Origin of the sequence: Aeromonas sp. 600276 (genome assembly GCF_049175815.1) — a bacterium.
GTDB classification, from domain to species: Bacteria; Pseudomonadota; Gammaproteobacteria; order Enterobacterales; family Aeromonadaceae; genus Aeromonas; species Aeromonas dhakensis.
Map to the genome: position 1 here is coordinate 39,180 of NZ_JAAKVU010000009.1, position 15,288 is coordinate 54,467.

Consider the following 15,288-nt stretch of genomic DNA (forward strand, 5'->3'; position numbering starts at 1 on the left):
TTAACACCCCTACCAATGAGCGTTTGCGAACATTAACTTGGCCCATATCAAACATTTCTGCCCAGAGACAGGCCACACTGGCACCATCTGGAAGAGATGAGACGGGCAAGAATGAAAAGAATAACCACACAAGTCGTCATCATAGGGGGTGGCGCCACCGGAGCCGGCATCATGCGCGATTGCGCACTGCGCGGCATCGACTGCATCCTGCTTGAGCGGGACGACATCGCCGCCGGCACCACGGGCCGCAACCATGGCCTGCTTCACTCCGGCGCCCGCTACGCGGTGACGGATCAGGAGTCCGCCCGCGAGTGCATTCAGGAGAATCGCATCCTCAAGCGGATCGCCAGCCACTGCGTCGAGGACACCGGCGGCCTCTTCATCACCCTGCCGGAAGATGACATCCATTTTCAAAATACCTTCATGGACGCCTGCGCCCTGGCGGGCATCGACGCCCGCCAGCTGGATCCCGCCGATGCGCTGCGCCTCGAACCCAACGTCAACCCGGCGCTGATCGGTGCCATCCAGGTGCCGGACGGCACGGTCGACCCCTTCCGCCTGGCCGCCGCCAACGTACTGGATGCCAAGGAGCACGGCGCCCGCATCTTCACCCACAGCAAGGTGCTTGGGCTCTTGCGCACCCAGGACAGAGTGCACGGGGTCAAGGCCATCAACACCCGCACCGGTGAAGCATTCGAGGTGGAGTGCCAGGAGGTGATCAACGCCGCCGGTATCTGGGGCCAGCAGATCTGCGAGTACGCCGATCTCGGCATCCGCATGTTCCCGGCCAAGGGCTCCCTGCTCATCATGGATTACCGCATCAACCAGCTGGTGCTCAACCGCTGCCGCAAACCGGCGGATGCGGATATCCTGGTGCCGGGCGATACCATCTCCCTCATCGGCACCACCTCGAGCCGCATCGATTACCACAAGATTGACCAGCTCACCGTCGAGCCCGAAGAGGTGGAGGTGCTGCTGCGCGAGGGGATAAAACTGGCCCCCATCATGGCCCGCACCCGTCTGCTGCGCGCCTATGCCGGGGTTCGCCCGCTGGTGGCGGTGGATGGCGACGAGTCGGGCCGCAACATCAGCCGCGGCATCGTCTTGCTGGATCACGCCGAGCGTGACGGGCTCAAGGGCTTCAACACCATCACCGGCGGCAAGCTGATGACCTACCGGCTGATGGCCGAATGGGCCACCGATCTGCTGGCCAAGAAGCTTGGCAACAGCAAACCCTGCCGCACCGCCGAGCTGAGCCTGCCCGGCTCGCGGGATCCGGAGAAGGTCTCCGCCCCCGGTCTCTCGGTGCCGGCCGAAGGCTCGGCCCAGTACCGTCACGGCGAGCGGGTCATCGCCTTTTTCCGCGACAATCCCAAGGCCAACGCCCTCATCTGCGAGTGCGAGATGGTGACCGCAGGTGAAATCGAATACGCCCTACGCGAGCTCGACGTGGACAACCTGGTGGATCTGCGCCGCCGTACTCGCCTCGGCATGGGCCCCTGTCAGGGGGAGCTGTGCGCCTATCGCGCCGCCGGCCTGATGCAGGAGTACGGCAAGGCCGACGGCCGCCAGGCTTGCGTCATGCTGCGCCAGTTCCTGGAGGAGCGCTACAAGGGCACCCGCCCCGTGCTGTGGGGCGATGCCCTGCGCGAAGCCGAATTTACCTACTGGATATACGAGGGGCTGTTCGGCCTTGGCGAGTGGACGGCCCCCCACCTGGTGGCCGAGCCCCCCTTCCCGCAGGACGCCAGCACCACCAATCCCACCAAGGAGCGCAGCCATGAAATTTGACAGCATCGTTATCGGCGGCGGCATGGCGGGCCTCTCGGCGGCCCTGCGCCTGGCCGAGGCCGGCCAGAAGACCCTGCTGATGGCCTCCGGCCAGAGCGCCCTGCACTTCTCCTCCGGCTCGGTGGATCTGCTGGAGAGCGAGGGAGATCCCCGCACCGCCCTGCCCGCCTTTATGGCCGCCAACCCCGAACACCCCTACAGCAAGGTGGGACTGGCCCATATCGCGGCGAGCCTCGATGATCTGCAGCGCCACTGCGCCGCCCAGGGCTTGCCGCTGTTTCGCCAGGAACGCAACCACCAGCGGCTGACCCCCATCGGCACCCTGAAATCTACCTGGCTCTCCCCCGACACCTGCGCCTGCGTGACCGATGCACCGGCCCCCGACGCCATCCTGCTGGCCACCCTGGAGGGATTTCGCGACTTCCACCCCGAGCTCGCGGCGGCGAATCTCGCGACCCACGCGCGCTTCGCCCACTGCCGCATCCTGACCGGGGAAATTCGCCTGCCCCAGCTGGCCGAGTTCAGCCGCAATCCCCACGAGTTTCGCTCCGCCGACATCGCCCGCCTGTTTGACAAGCAGGGCAATGGCCAGCATGACCTGCTGACGGATCTGGCCCGCGAGATCAGCCGCATGGTGCAGGAGAGCGGCGAGCCGCGCTGCCGCCACCTGGTGCTGCCCGCCTGCCTGTCACTGGGGCTGGTCGGCCCGCGCCTGACGGAGCTGGAGCAGCGCGCCGGCTGCATCATCAAGGAGGTGGCCACCATGCCGCCGTCGCTTATCGGCATGCGGATGCAGGAGGCGCTCAAGCGCCGCTTCATGGCCCTTGGCGGCACCTTCCTCACCAGCGAGCGGGTGCTGGGCGCCCGCTATGACGGTAACCGGGTCATCGGCGTGCACAGCCAGAATGGCGACGATCAACTCTTTGAAGCGGATAACTTTGTACTCGCCTCCGGCAGCTTCTTCAGCCGCGGGCTGGAGTCGCGCCTGCGCGGCATTCGTGAGCCCATCTTCAACGCCGATGTGCTGAGCCTGCCCGAGCGCGATGCCTGGGCCGGCCGCCGCCTGTTTGACCACCACCCCTTCATGGGTTTCGGGGTCAAGACCGACGACAAGCTCAGAGTGCTGCGTGGCGGCAAACCGCTCACCAACCTCTACGGCGCCGGCAGCGTGCTGGCGCACTATGACCCCATAAAAGAAGGATCAGGCTCAGGTGTCGCGGTTGCCACCGGCTGGCAGGCCGCTGGTCACATTTTGAGTTCAGCCCAATGATGATTTCGACCCATATCCCGTGCCTTCACACCCAACGGGAGGAGAACTGACATGCTACTGGATCATGCCAACCAAACCTTCGATCAGTGCATCAAATGCACCGTCTGTACCGCCTACTGCCCGGTGGCCAAGGCCAACCCGGCCTACCCAGGCCCCAAGCAGGCGGGCCCGGATGGGGAGCGGCTGCGCATCAAGAGCCCGGAGCTCTTTGACAGCGCCCTCAAGTACTGCACCAACTGCAAGCGCTGCGAGGTAGCCTGCCCGAGCGGGGTGCGCATCGGCGACATCATCGCCAAGGCCAAGCACCAGTACAGCGGCTTCAAACCGGGGATCCGCGAATTCGTGCTCTCCCACACCGATCTGATGGGCAGCATGTCCACCCTGATGGCCCCGGTGGTCAACTTCACCACCGGCCTCAAGCCGATGAAGCTGGTACTGGACAAGGCGCTGGGGGTCTCCTCCCACCGCGATCTGCCCAAATACTCCCAGGGCACCTTCCGCGGCTGGTACAAAAAGCAGAAAGCGAGTCAGGCCCGCTTTGCGCGCCAGATCGCCTACTTCCACGGCTGCTACGTCAACTACAACCACCCGCAACTCGGCAAGGAGCTGGTACAGGTGCTCAACGCCATGAACATCGGCGTCCAGCTGCTGGAGCGGGAGAAGTGCTGCGGCGTGCCATTGATTGCCAACGGCTTCATGGACAAGGCCAAGCAGCAGGCGGCCTTCAACATCAAGCAGCTGGAGAACACCCTGCTCGGCAACGAGATGCCGCTACTGGCCACCTCCTCCACCTGCGGCTTCACCCTGCGCGACGAATATCCCCACCTGCTGGAGCAGGACAACCACAAGGTGCGCGATCGCATCTCGCTGGTGACCCGCTTCCTGTGGAACGAGTTCTACCAGGGCAACAAGCCGGCGATGAAACCGCTCAATCTGCACATCGCCTACCACACCCCCTGCCACATGGAGAAGATGGGGGGCGTCATCTATACCCTGGAGCTGCTGCGCGCCATCCCTGGCGTCAAGGTGACGGTGCTGGACTCCCAGTGCTGCGGCATCGCCGGCACCTACGGCTTCAAGTCGGAAAACTACCAGACCAGCCAGGCCATCGGCGAGGGGCTGTTTGATCAGATAAACCGGCTCAAGCCCGATCTGGTCATCACCGACTGCGAAACCTGCAAATGGCAGATCGAGATGAGCACGGCGTTCCGCTGCGAACACCCCATCCACCTGCTGGCCCAGGCACTGGCCTGATCCTCTTGCCACGCCCAGCCAGACAGCCCGCTCGGCAAAAAGGCCGACAAGCAAATACCAGATGGAAAAAGAGCCGGCAATTGCCGGCTCTTTTCATTCACATCCGCCCCATCAGGGGTGCTGGACGATCAGGCTGTGCTGATCCAGCATGCTCTGCAGGATGTCGTGGGACGAGGTGCCGCCAAGCTGCCAACTGCTCAAGTCCACCCCTTTCAGGGTGATCTGCTGGGTCACCTGGCCATCCCCCGCCGGCGACACCGAGAGATTCACATCGCTCAGGCCGTTGCTCGCGCTGGTCACCGACGCCTGCAGATGGCCCAGCAGACCATCCACGCTGCTGTCGGTCACCCCCTTGAGCAGGTCCGCCAGATCGATCCTGTCACCCGCCTGCGGGCTGAAATCGGTGATAGTGTCGATGGCGGGCTGGCCTGCACTCCCCGCATCCCCCTGCTGCCAGACGAAGAGATCGCTGCCGGCGCCGCCGGTCAGGATGTCATCGCCCTTGCCGCCCAGCAGGCGATCATCCCCCGCGCTGCCAAATAGCCAATCCCCCTGATCCGACCCCATCAGCGTATGACCGGCCTGGGTATGGATGGTCACGGTATCGAGGGGGGAGCTGATGGTGGAGCCCCCCACGCTCGACTCTGCGCTCAGTCCCAGCACATGGTCTCCCGCCGTCAAGCCGTCCAGATAGAGCGGCAGCGAGTGACCACCCGGAATGAGCCAGTCGCCGTTGCTATCGGCATGGCCGACCTGCTGCCCCAGTTCATCCAGCACCTGGGCCCCCGCCAGACCGCTGATGCGCAGCGACAGCTCGCCCGGTGCCGGATTGACCACGCTGGCGGTCAGATTGAGCGGCACCATGGCCCCCTGCAGGGCATGGAGCTCGTGGGGCCCCACCGTCAGGCTCGGCAGATCCGGTTCGGCCGTCACCGTGATGATCACTTGATCGGTGTCGCTCAAGGGCCCGCCCGTGCCGCTGTTGCCCTGATCCGAGGTGGTGATGGTGAGGTTGTCCTCGCCCCAGAAATCCCTAGCCGGTTCATAGTGCAGGTTGCCGGCCAGCAGTTGGTTGAGATCGGCAAGCGATCCCACCAGGGTCATCTCGTTGCTGCCCGCCCCCTGAACCGAGACCGCGCCCGCCGCTCCCAGCAGGGTCAACACCCCGTGCTCGACCCTCAGTACCATGGCCATGGGCGCACTGCCGGCATCCACATCCTTCACGCTGATGCCGGATAGCGACAGAGAGCCATCCTCTTTCACCGTCATGCTGCCCGGCAGCTGATTGACCGGCGCATCGTTGACCGCCGCTATGGTGACATCGATGCTGCCATTCACCTCTGGTCCCAGCGCGCCGTTGTCCAGGCTCTGGGCGATCACCTCGAGGCTCAGGGTGCCATTGACGTCGTTGGTCACCAGCAGCAGGCTCGCCAGGTTGCCGCCCACCGTGGTCACCTGCCAGTCGCCGTTCGGCAGTCTGATGGCCTCACCGGCCACCCCGTCAGGCAGGGCGATGGCGGCCCCCTCCGGCACGTTGCGAATGGTCACCCGCACCTGCTCGGCGCCATTTTCATGCACATTGCTCGCACTGCCGCCGGTGGCCTGGGTATCGCGGGTCTCCAGCCCCAGATTGAGCAGGATCCTGTCGCCCTCCACCCCGCTGGCGGTGGGCACCAGATCGCTGATGAGCGCATCCCCCACCGGATTGACGGTCACGGTGAAGCTACCGCTGGTTTCGAGCGGCAAGGTCAACCCCTGGTCGAGGGTAAAGGCGCTCAGGGTGAGATCCACGGTGCCGCTGAAATCGGCCGGCGGGATCAGGGTCAGCTTGGCAAAGTCGGTGCCTACCGGTACCTGCCAGACACCGCCCCCATTGTTAACCGCCGGGGCCGAGAGGGTGAAACCGTCCGGCACTCCTTTTATCTGCAGCGCCACTATCTGCTCGGAGCCATCGGTGTCGATGAGGGCAGCCCCGAGGCCCGCCAGGCTGATGACGCCATCCTCGTCGCCCGCCACATCGTGCAGCGTGAGCACGGCCGGATCGTTGACCGGTCGCACCTCAAAGCCGACCTGCCCGCTCCAGCTGCCGCGATCCGTACCCGTGGTGGCGGTGTCGAGAATATCCACCGTCACGTCGAGCGGCACCTGACCGCTGAAGTGCTCTTTGGGCACGAACACCAGATCCTTGAGATCCGCCGGGTCGTTCACCGTGAGGGTAGAGACCGGCTGGCCGTGCTTGTCGAGGAAGTGACCATATTGGGGATCCACGGTCACGACCACCCGCTCCACCGTTTCCAGACCGCCGTTGGCGACCGAGGGGCTGATATCGGCCAGTTTCACCGACAGATCGAGGTGGATCTCGGTGTCTTCCAGGTTGTCCGGCTGGCCGTCGCCGTTCATATCCTTCACGTTCAGTTGCAGCTCGGGCAGGCCATCCGCCCCGCCATTGATGTCCACCTCCGGGGTGATGGAGAGGGTGATCTCTTTCTCTACCATCCTGGAGTCACCGCTGACGGTGTCGGTGTTGACCAGACGCACGTTGAAGTGCAGGCCGTCGCCGGCGTAATCCTCAGGCAAGGTCAGGGTGAGCCGGTCTAGATCATCGAGGCCACCCGGCAACTTGATCAGGTACTCGCCGTTGACGAAGTCGAAGGTGAGCCCCTGCACATTGACGCCGGCGGGCAGTCCGGTGATGACGATGCTGAGCTCGTCGTCACCGCTGTCTGCCGTGCCCAGGGTTACCATCTGCTTGAGCTGACTGCCGAAATTGACGCTCTGATCCTCCACCCCTGTGATGGGGGCACTGTTGTCCAAATCGACGTCGGCGGCCACCTGGCCCGAGTGGGTCGCGCCATTAAAGTCGGCGCTGGCGGTGAGCTCCCGATAGGCCGGTGCGCTCACATCCCCCTCGTTGTTGTCACCAAGGTCGATCACCCTGGCGCTGACCTTGAAGGTGACGGTGCCGATGAAGCCATCCGGCGAGCGCAGGGCATAGCTGCCGAGGGCGTCGTGGGGGATGGTCCAGTTGCCCTGACCGTCGTTGATCCCGCCCACCACCACGAAGCCCGGCGGCAGGTCGCTGATCACCAGATAATCGATGGTCTCGACGCTGCTGGGGTCCAGATCCTCGAACACGAAGACGCCGTCCAGCGGGATATCGTGCCCGTCCGGGCTCTCCAGCTGGCCGGTCTGCACCAGGTTGCCATCGGGCTCCACCACCGCCTGGATATCCAGATGCAGGGTGCCGTCGATCACCTTCTGGGCGGTGGCGCTGGAGTCCACATCCACCTGCGTCACCGTGACATGGCTCTGGAGTGTGGTGTCCTTGTCGCTGTCTTCGGGCCCTTTCACCAGCAACTGGCCACCGCCGAGCAGGCTCTGCAGCTCGCCGTCGCTCAACTCCACGGCGCCGCCGCTCACGGTCAGCTGGGTCTCGATCCCGCCCACGCGGATCCAGACTTCATACCCAGGCTCGATACCGGAGAGGCCGAGGTGCGTCACCTGCTCGGCGCCGTCGGTCAGGTCAGGCTGCCAGTCCAGCACGGTGAATTGATCCTCCAGGCCATGGCTGGTCTTGGCGTAGTCGGTGGCGTCGATGGCCGGCTCCACCTTGATGGTGAGCGGCACCTCGAAACTCTTGCTGTCGCCGTCGTTCTCGGTCACCACCACGTGACCGATGAGGTGCAGATCGGCGGTGCTGTTGGCCGGCGGCTGGATCTGCAGGTTGCCAAGGCTCGACACATCCACCTGATAGAGGGGGTTGCCCTTGCCGTCTAGCCCGGCGAAGGTGAGGGTCAGCGCCTTGCCATTACCGTCGAACACCTTGGCCCCTGCCGGCAGCCCTTCCAGCACCAGGTTCAAGGTTTCCGAGTGATCCAGCGGGGTGTCGGTCCACTCCCCGGAGGTGAGCTTGAAGTCCAGCGGTGCCCGACCATCCTCCTGGATGGTGATGGTGTAGCCGTTGCCATCCTGGCTCCAACCGGAGGTATTGAGGTCGAAATGGGGCTCGTCCACCACCCCCACCAGATCCACATGAATGGTCTGGGAGCCGGTCTCTTTCTCGTTCACCACGATGTGGGGCTGGCCATTGGCATCGGTCAGGGTGGCGGTGTCCTTCACTACCCCCTTGATGGTCAGATCGAAGTCGACGTTGCTGTTTTTTGGCGGCAGCAGCTTGAGGTCATTGATGCGATCGAAGGGCACCTCGTAGTAGCCGTTGGCATCCAGGGTGACCGCCACCCCGCCGAGCCACAGGGTCGCCCCGGCAGGCAGGCCACCGATGCGCACGAACAGCTGCTCGGAGCCATCGGTGATATCCCCCAGGTGGGCCAGGCCAATCTTGCTGCCCAGATCGATCAGGGTGTCCTCCTTGCCCTGAATGTCGCGCACGGTCAGCTTGGCATCATCCGCCAGCGGATTGACATTGATCACCAGCTCGATGGCATCCCCAAACGCCTTGTTCTGGCCGCTGGCGACCGGCGCCTTCTCGGTACTGACCGGGGTGATGGAGAGCTTGATGTCGCCGCTGAAATCCTTGGCAGGGACCACGCTCACCTTGTTGATGTTGCCGGCCGAGACGCTGTAGAGGCCGCTGGCGTTTGGCTTGAGCTCGGTTCCGTTGAGCATGAGGGTGCCCTGACCTGCCTCCCACCGGATCTGGTAGCTCAGGGTCTCTGAGCCATCCGTATCGGTGAGGCCCGCCTGCACATTGAGCCTGATGCCGCTGCTGTCCTCATGGGTGTCGTAGTGCTGGCTGGTATGGCCGGTATCCCACAGCGGCTTGTCGGCCACGCCGCGTACCGTGATGGCGAGATCGCCGGTGACCGGCGCAGGGGCATCCCCCTCGGTCACCCCCACCTGTAACTGCACCTGGAAGTGGAGCGGCTGGCCCTGGTTGCTCCAGCTGGACCAGTCGGCCGCCGGCACAAAAGTCACTCCCTGGGCGCTGTAGTGCACGTTATCGCTGGTGACCATGGCCTCGGGCGGCACGATAAACCACTTGCCATCGGCCGTGGTGGTGAGCGCCACTCCGTTGTAATAGAAGCTGCCGTGGGCATTGGCGGGCGCCTGAACAAGGAGCTGCTCCACGTGCTCGCCCCGGTCGAAATCGCCGATATCGATCTGCATCTGGATGGGGATACCGGCGCTCGGATCCTGCGCCCCCTGATCTTCGTTGCCCAGGGCCGCAGTGACGGTGAAGCTCACCGGCTCATCCTGCAGATGGAGGGTCAGGGTGCTGTCGGCACGGTCACCGTCGCCATCCACCAGATGGGCGGTGATGACCTGGCCCAGCTGTGCATTGTCGTGATCAAACCCGGCCGCCGGGGTGAAACGGTAGCTGCCATCGGCCGAAATGGTGAGAGAGCCCATCACCTGCTTGCCATCCGGGCTCATCACCTCCTGAGTGAGGGTGCCATTGACGGCATGGGTCTGGCCGTTGATGGTGATCGACTCGACCCGGGCACCATCGGCGCCTTCGTTGGCGGCCGGCAGCAGGTCGCCGCTGACGGTGGCACTCCCCTCGTTCAGGGTATGCGCCAGCACGGTACCGATGGGCATGTCATCCTCTACCGTCACGGTCACGCTCACATTGGAGCTGCGGTCGCCATCGTGATCGGTGACAAAGAGCGGCACCTCGATGGCAAGATCATCTTTACCCTGCACGCCGTGATCGAGCTGCCCCACCAGATAGACGCTGTAGCTGCCGGTGACGTCGAGGTGAACCCAGAAGACCGGTTTGCCACCCTCTGCCGTGGCCAGATACCAGCCCGGGCTGTGGGCCGCCAGGGTCACCTCCTTGCCACCCGAGGTGAGGTGGTTTGCCTGATTGAAGGCCGCCACGTCAAGCTCGAGGGAGGCGCCCCGATCCGAGCCGGCGCTGATGGTCACCTTGCCGCTGGCCACCTCGCCCTGATCCGCCGGCGTGGTGCCCGGATGCTGGCTGGCGGAGCCATCGAGGGCAGACTCCTTCACCGCGACCGCGTCGGTGGCCGAGATGAGAGGATCCGCGCCGTCCGTCACCCTGATGGTGGCTGACCCCTGGCTCTGGCTGCCGTCGCTGTCGGTGACCTGCACCGGCAGTGTCAGCTCAAGCTGGTCATCGGCGCCGTGATCCAGGTTGGTATGCACCGTCACCTGATAGTCGAGGGTCGCAGTGGTGTGAGCGCCGATAGTCGCTGGCACCTGCACCAGGGTCACCGTCATCACCACCAGTCCGCCGGCCGTGATCGCCTGGAAGCTGTGGCCGTCGCTGCCCACCGCCTGCCAGGTCAAGGCTTCGCCATTATGGGTGATGGGGTTGCCATTGGCATCCACCACCTGGCCCGCCAAGGTCAGATGCACATCGACCACGGGGTCGGAGTCGGCGGTGATGGTGATCTTGCCGGTGGCCTGCTGATCGTCCGCACTCTGGTTATTGGCGGCACCATCGTAGCGCCCTTCACCGAGGGTCACGCCGGTCAGCGTCAGCGTCGGTTTCTCCCCCTCGCCAATCCGGATGGTGAGGGTGCCACTGGTGCTGTCGTTGTTGCCGCCCGCCTTGTCGTAGTCGTTGACGATCACCTTGATGGGCAGCTCGGTCATGGCGTTGGCGCCCTGATGGAGCCCCTGATAGAGGGTCACCTGATAGTCAAAGCCGTTCTTGCCCGCCTGATCCAGCGTGCCGACCAGCCGCACCTCAAACACCTCGACCCGCTGGCCATCCAACATCACGAAGCCCTTGAGCAGCTGGCTGCCCGGGATCTTCGGATCCCCATCCACCAGCTGATACTGCACCGGCTGACCGAGCGCGGTGAGCGCCGGCTGCTGGCCGGCATCGGCAAAGGCCACTTCGACCACCCGATCCGACCCTGCCTGCACATCGAAATGGCCGGTCTGGCTCAGGCTGTTGCTGCCGGTCAGATCCCCTTCATTCAGGGTGACGCCGCTGCCTGCCACAAAGGTGGGAGCGCGGCCATCGTGAATGGTGAGCGGCAGCGTGGTGCCGATCTCGTCGCCATCCTGGTCGGCCAGTGTCACCGCCAGCGGCAGCGAGAGGACATCGCTCCCCAGATGATCCAGCTCACCCGCGAGGGTGACCCTGGCGCTCACGCTCCAGTTGCCGCTTTGCTCGACCAGGCTCAACTCGGCGCGCAGGATCTCGCGTCCATCCGCCGTGATGCCCACCAGCTGGCCATCGGCCGCGAGGGAGAAGCTTACCGGACTGCCCTGGCTGGTGAGCCCGATCAGGGTGCGCTGGATGGTGGCAATGTCAAAACCGAGGGAGGCAGGATCGAGTGCATCGCTGCCGTGGGTCACCACGAAACTCATGGTGCTGACCGCTGCCGCCTCCCCTTGCGCCATCTCGGTGATGGCGGTGCCGGTGACGGCGGAGATGGTCGGGTTGGCGCCATCACCTACCGCCACCCTGATGGTTGTGGCCACCTTGTCACCGTCGCTGTCGGTCAGGGTCAGCCCCGCCGTCAGCAGTGCATCCGCACGGCCCTGGTCCAGCGGCTGATGGAGGGTAAAGCTGTACTTGCCGTCGTTCCCCAGAGTCAGGGTAAAGACCAGCTCGCCATCGGAGGTACGCCCCTCGATAAGGTGAGCGGCCACCGTGACCGTGACGCTCTGCTGGCCCGAGCTGAGCCCCTGCAGGCCCGGCTGATTGGCATCAAACACGATGCTCACCAGCGGGTCGCTGCCCGCCGTGATGGCAAGCTCGCCGCCAAGGGTCTGACCTTGCTGCCAGTCGCTGTCCTCGGTGAGGGTCAGGGAAACAGGGTCAACCTGCGGCAAGGCGCCGTCGATGATGGTGATGTTGAGGGTGCCAAGGTTGCTCCGATCGCCGTCAAAGTCGCGGCCCACCACCTGCAGCCCCAGATTGACGCTGTCGGTGGCCACCGGCTGATCCAGCACGCCGTCGAGCTCAAGATGATACTTGCCATCGAGATCCAGGGTAACGGTCAGAATGCGCTGGCCGTCTGCGTCCAGCAGGGTGATGAGGTTGCCGTTCACCTGATAGCTGGTCGGCTTGCCACCGCTGGTGAGGCCCGCCAGGGCCGGCTGGCTCGCCTCAAAGCTGAGAGAGACCAGGCGATCGCTGCCTACCGTCACCGGCAGCTGACCATCGATGCTCTGCTGGTCCCCCTCTTGCAGCGAGACCCCCTTGTCCAGACCGAGCGAAGGATCGCGGCCGTCGTCTATGGTCAGGGTCAGGTTGGCACTGGTGGTGTCACCATCAATCTCGCTGGCGCTCACCTGCAACCCCAGCGAGAGGCTGTCGCTGTTCTGATGATCGAGCGGACCTGTGAGGGTGACCACCACCCGGCCGCCCACATCGCTCCCCTGCTGGTCGGCCAGCAGTTGGGCACGCAATACTTCAACCCGCTGACCATTGCTGCCCGGGTAGTAACCCAGCAGGGTGCGATCATCGGCAAATTCGAAGGCAAGCGAATGACCATCGCTGGCAAGGCCTGCACTGTTGAGACTGGCCAGGGTGTCACTCTGGTTGCTGAACACCAGCGAGTCGGCCAGCAGGGGATCGGCGGTGTGGCCAACCACGAAACGGCTCTCGCCGACCACGGCGGCGCCATTGGTGAAATCATCCTCGGTGAGGGTAATGGTCGGGATCTCGAAGCTCGGCGGGTTGCTGTCCAGCAGAGTGATCACCAGCGGCGCGTTGACCAGATCACCGTCGCCATCGCGGTATTCGAGGTTGAACGGCAGACGCAGGGCATCATCCTGAGTGTGATCCAGACTCTGGTGCCAGACGATGCGATAACTGCCGTCATTGCCAAGGGTCAGGGTAAAGACGGTGATGCCAGCGGCGCTGGCGGTCAGGGTCTGGCCACCCCAGACATAATCCAGTGCCACACCCTGACTGGTGAGTCCCAACCCCTCGAAAGCACTCTGGTCGGCGGCGAAGGTGACCTGCAGGTTGCCATCGATGCCGGCACCGGTATTGAGGCTGCCGGTCGCGCCGATCGGGCCATCGGCCAGTCCGGCTTCGGACAGCGTGAGCGTCTCGCTCTGGCCGATCAGCGGCGCCCCGTCCAAGGCCGAGTTGCCCGCCAGATCGGTGACGCTAGCGCGCACCTCAAAAGGTTGCGTGATGCCAGAGAGATCAAGATCTGATACCTGCCAGCGGCCATCGGCCCCCACCAGTGCGGAGGTTGTGAGCAGCGCCTGCCCGTTGCTGCCAACCAGGGTGATGGTCACGCTCTGGCCTGTTTCCACGTTGGCGGTGGTGCCGCTCAGGGTGGCATTGTTGTTGCCAAAGAGGGTGGCGGCGTCGAGATCATCGATATCGATGGCGGCCTGGGTATCGACCTCGATGGTGAGAATGTCGCTGGCCCGGTTGCCGGCGATATCCACCGAATCGACCCGAAAATCATGCGCCCCGTCAGCCAGCGCATCGGGCAGCTGATATTGCCAGTTGCCGTTGCCATCGACGGTGAGAGTGGCGAGCACCTTCCCGCCAAGGGACAGGGTGACGGTGGCGCCGGGCTCCCCCTTGCCCTGCAGCAGCGGGGTATTGTCGCGGGTCAGGTCATCGGTCTGGCTGGCACCGGTGTCGCTCTCATCGGCCAGATCCAGGGTGATGGTGGTGATGGTATCGAGCAGGGTCTGGCCCAGATCGCTGGCGCGGTTGCCGGCGGCATCCTGGGTATCGGCTTGAATGATGAGGGGGCCATCCACCAGCTTGCCGGTAAGGTCGCCAAAGTTGGCCTCCCAGACCAGGCCGGGCAGCACCACAGTAGTGACGGTGAGCCGGTTGCCATCCTGATCCAGCAGGGTGACGGTAACCGGCTGACCAACTTCCACATCCTCGACAAAGCCGCGGATGATGACGCCAGTCACCTCGTCGGCGTTGATGATGTTGTCGTCGGTCTGCGGCTCGGTGATGGTGATGGCGGCAAACAGATCCCGCTCCCCCTCCAGCAATGGCTCGTCGGCCCGCGGCATATCGGCGTGATCCGTATCGAAACCGGCCTCGGCCAGGGTGGCGTCATTGGTGCGATCGACCACCACGAAGCCCCCTGAACTGGAGCCGGCCACGCCACCGATGGTGCCGCCCGCCGCCGGGTTGCCGGCGGCGCTCGCCTCGAACTGGGCAGTGGGGTCGGTGCCTGCGCGGATCGCCGCCTGCAGGGCGGCCAGCTCGCTGTCAGCCGCTGTTGCGGGATCGGCGGGCTGCGCGGTGGGCGCCGCAGCCCCACCAGCCGCCCCCTCCTCCTGATGGGAGAGCTCGATGGCGTCGGTCAGCTGGTAGCTGCCTTCACCACTGAGGATCCGGTCGCCCGGTTGCAACAAGACGCCGGCCCTGGCGCGCACCACGGTGCCATCGTCATGAATGACGAAGACGGTTCCCTCCAATTGGGTCATGACGGTGGGTTTTTCGATACGCAGCTCTGCCATACAACCTCCAGCAAATAGTGAGCGGGCCCCGGATGCCAATTCGAGTCAAATTTTGAGCGCTTATTTTATAAGCATGTTACTTGCGGATCTCCCCATAATTTCGATAGAAAATGCGCTCACGTAGCGGATCCATCCGCTTTTTTGCACGTAAAACGTTTCAATACCGAAACAAGATCCCAATTGAAGACCACTAGGCAGGATCTGCCTCTCTCCTGCCGGATCCAGTATGGCAAAGGCTGACGCATCTTCCCCCACACCCCCTGATTGAATCGGACTGCCAACGGGAACCTTGACGCCCTCTTCCGCGCCGCTCATACAGCATATTTATTCATATTGATTTTATTATCCCCAAATGGATAGAAAACCGGCCGCGTTGAAGACGTCCCCTTGCCTGACGCGGGCTGGCGGGCAACTGTGCCCACTGTCGCCAGACAGCGGCGTTAACAATGGTGCAATAAGTTGAGTTTCCTCATAATTTAACCGGGATCTCATTTCCGCTTGTTGCTGGCTCCGCCAATTGATCTAGCGCAATCCCGCCCCCGATAAATCATCATTCGTTTTACCCATTTGGTAAT

At 64.0% G+C, this 15,288-nt stretch carries 4 protein-coding genes; 3 read left to right on the plus strand and 1 reads right to left on the minus strand.

Translation table 11 applies throughout. From position 1 onward, the window contains the following. Positions 1-111: 111 nt before the first annotated feature. From glpA to glpC, 3 genes are read left to right on the plus strand one after another with little or no spacing between them, the layout of a single operon-like run. The gene (gene glpA / locus G5134_RS10880) at positions 112-1,791 is read left to right on the plus strand and encodes an anaerobic glycerol-3-phosphate dehydrogenase subunit A (protein ID WP_408844348.1); all 1,680 of its coding nucleotides are present in this window, start codon (positions 112-114) and stop codon (positions 1,789-1,791) included. Further along, a complete protein-coding gene (glpB, locus tag G5134_RS10885; protein WP_421232000.1) occupies positions 1,781-3,061 on the plus strand; it encodes a glycerol-3-phosphate dehydrogenase subunit GlpB in 1,281 nt (426 codons plus the stop codon). The genes glpA and glpB overlap by 11 nt, the downstream gene beginning before the upstream one ends. Positions 3,062-3,112: 51 nt before the next feature. Then, positions 3,113-4,315 carry an anaerobic glycerol-3-phosphate dehydrogenase subunit GlpC gene (gene glpC / locus G5134_RS10890; protein WP_421232001.1) on the plus strand — a complete coding sequence of 401 codons (1,203 nt, stop codon included), beginning with the start codon at positions 3,113-3,115 and terminating at the stop codon, positions 4,313-4,315. A 111-nt stretch (positions 4,316-4,426) separates the two neighbouring features. On the opposite strand, the gene G5134_RS10895 is transcribed toward glpC, so the two are convergent. Then, positions 4,427-14,713 (minus strand): retention module-containing protein, encoded by a 10,287-nt coding sequence (locus tag G5134_RS10895; RefSeq protein WP_421232002.1) that lies wholly within the window; start codon positions 14,711-14,713, stop codon positions 4,427-4,429. Positions 14,714-15,288 lie beyond the last annotated feature (575 nt).

Excerpts from the sequence above, each read along its gene's own strand:
- glpA (WP_408844348.1), top strand. The coding sequence starts at position 112 with ATGAAAAGAATAACCACACAAGTCGTCATCATAGGGGGTGGCGCCACC.
- glpC (WP_421232001.1), top strand. The coding sequence starts at position 3,113 with ATGCTACTGGATCATGCCAACCAAACCTTCGATCAGTGCATCAAATGC.
- glpB (WP_421232000.1), top strand. The coding sequence starts at position 1,781 with ATGAAATTTGACAGCATCGTTATCGGCGGCGGCATGGCGGGCCTCTCG.
- G5134_RS10895 (WP_421232002.1), bottom strand. The coding sequence starts at position 14,713 with ATGGCAGAGCTGCGTATCGAAAAACCCACCGTCATGACCCAATTGGAG.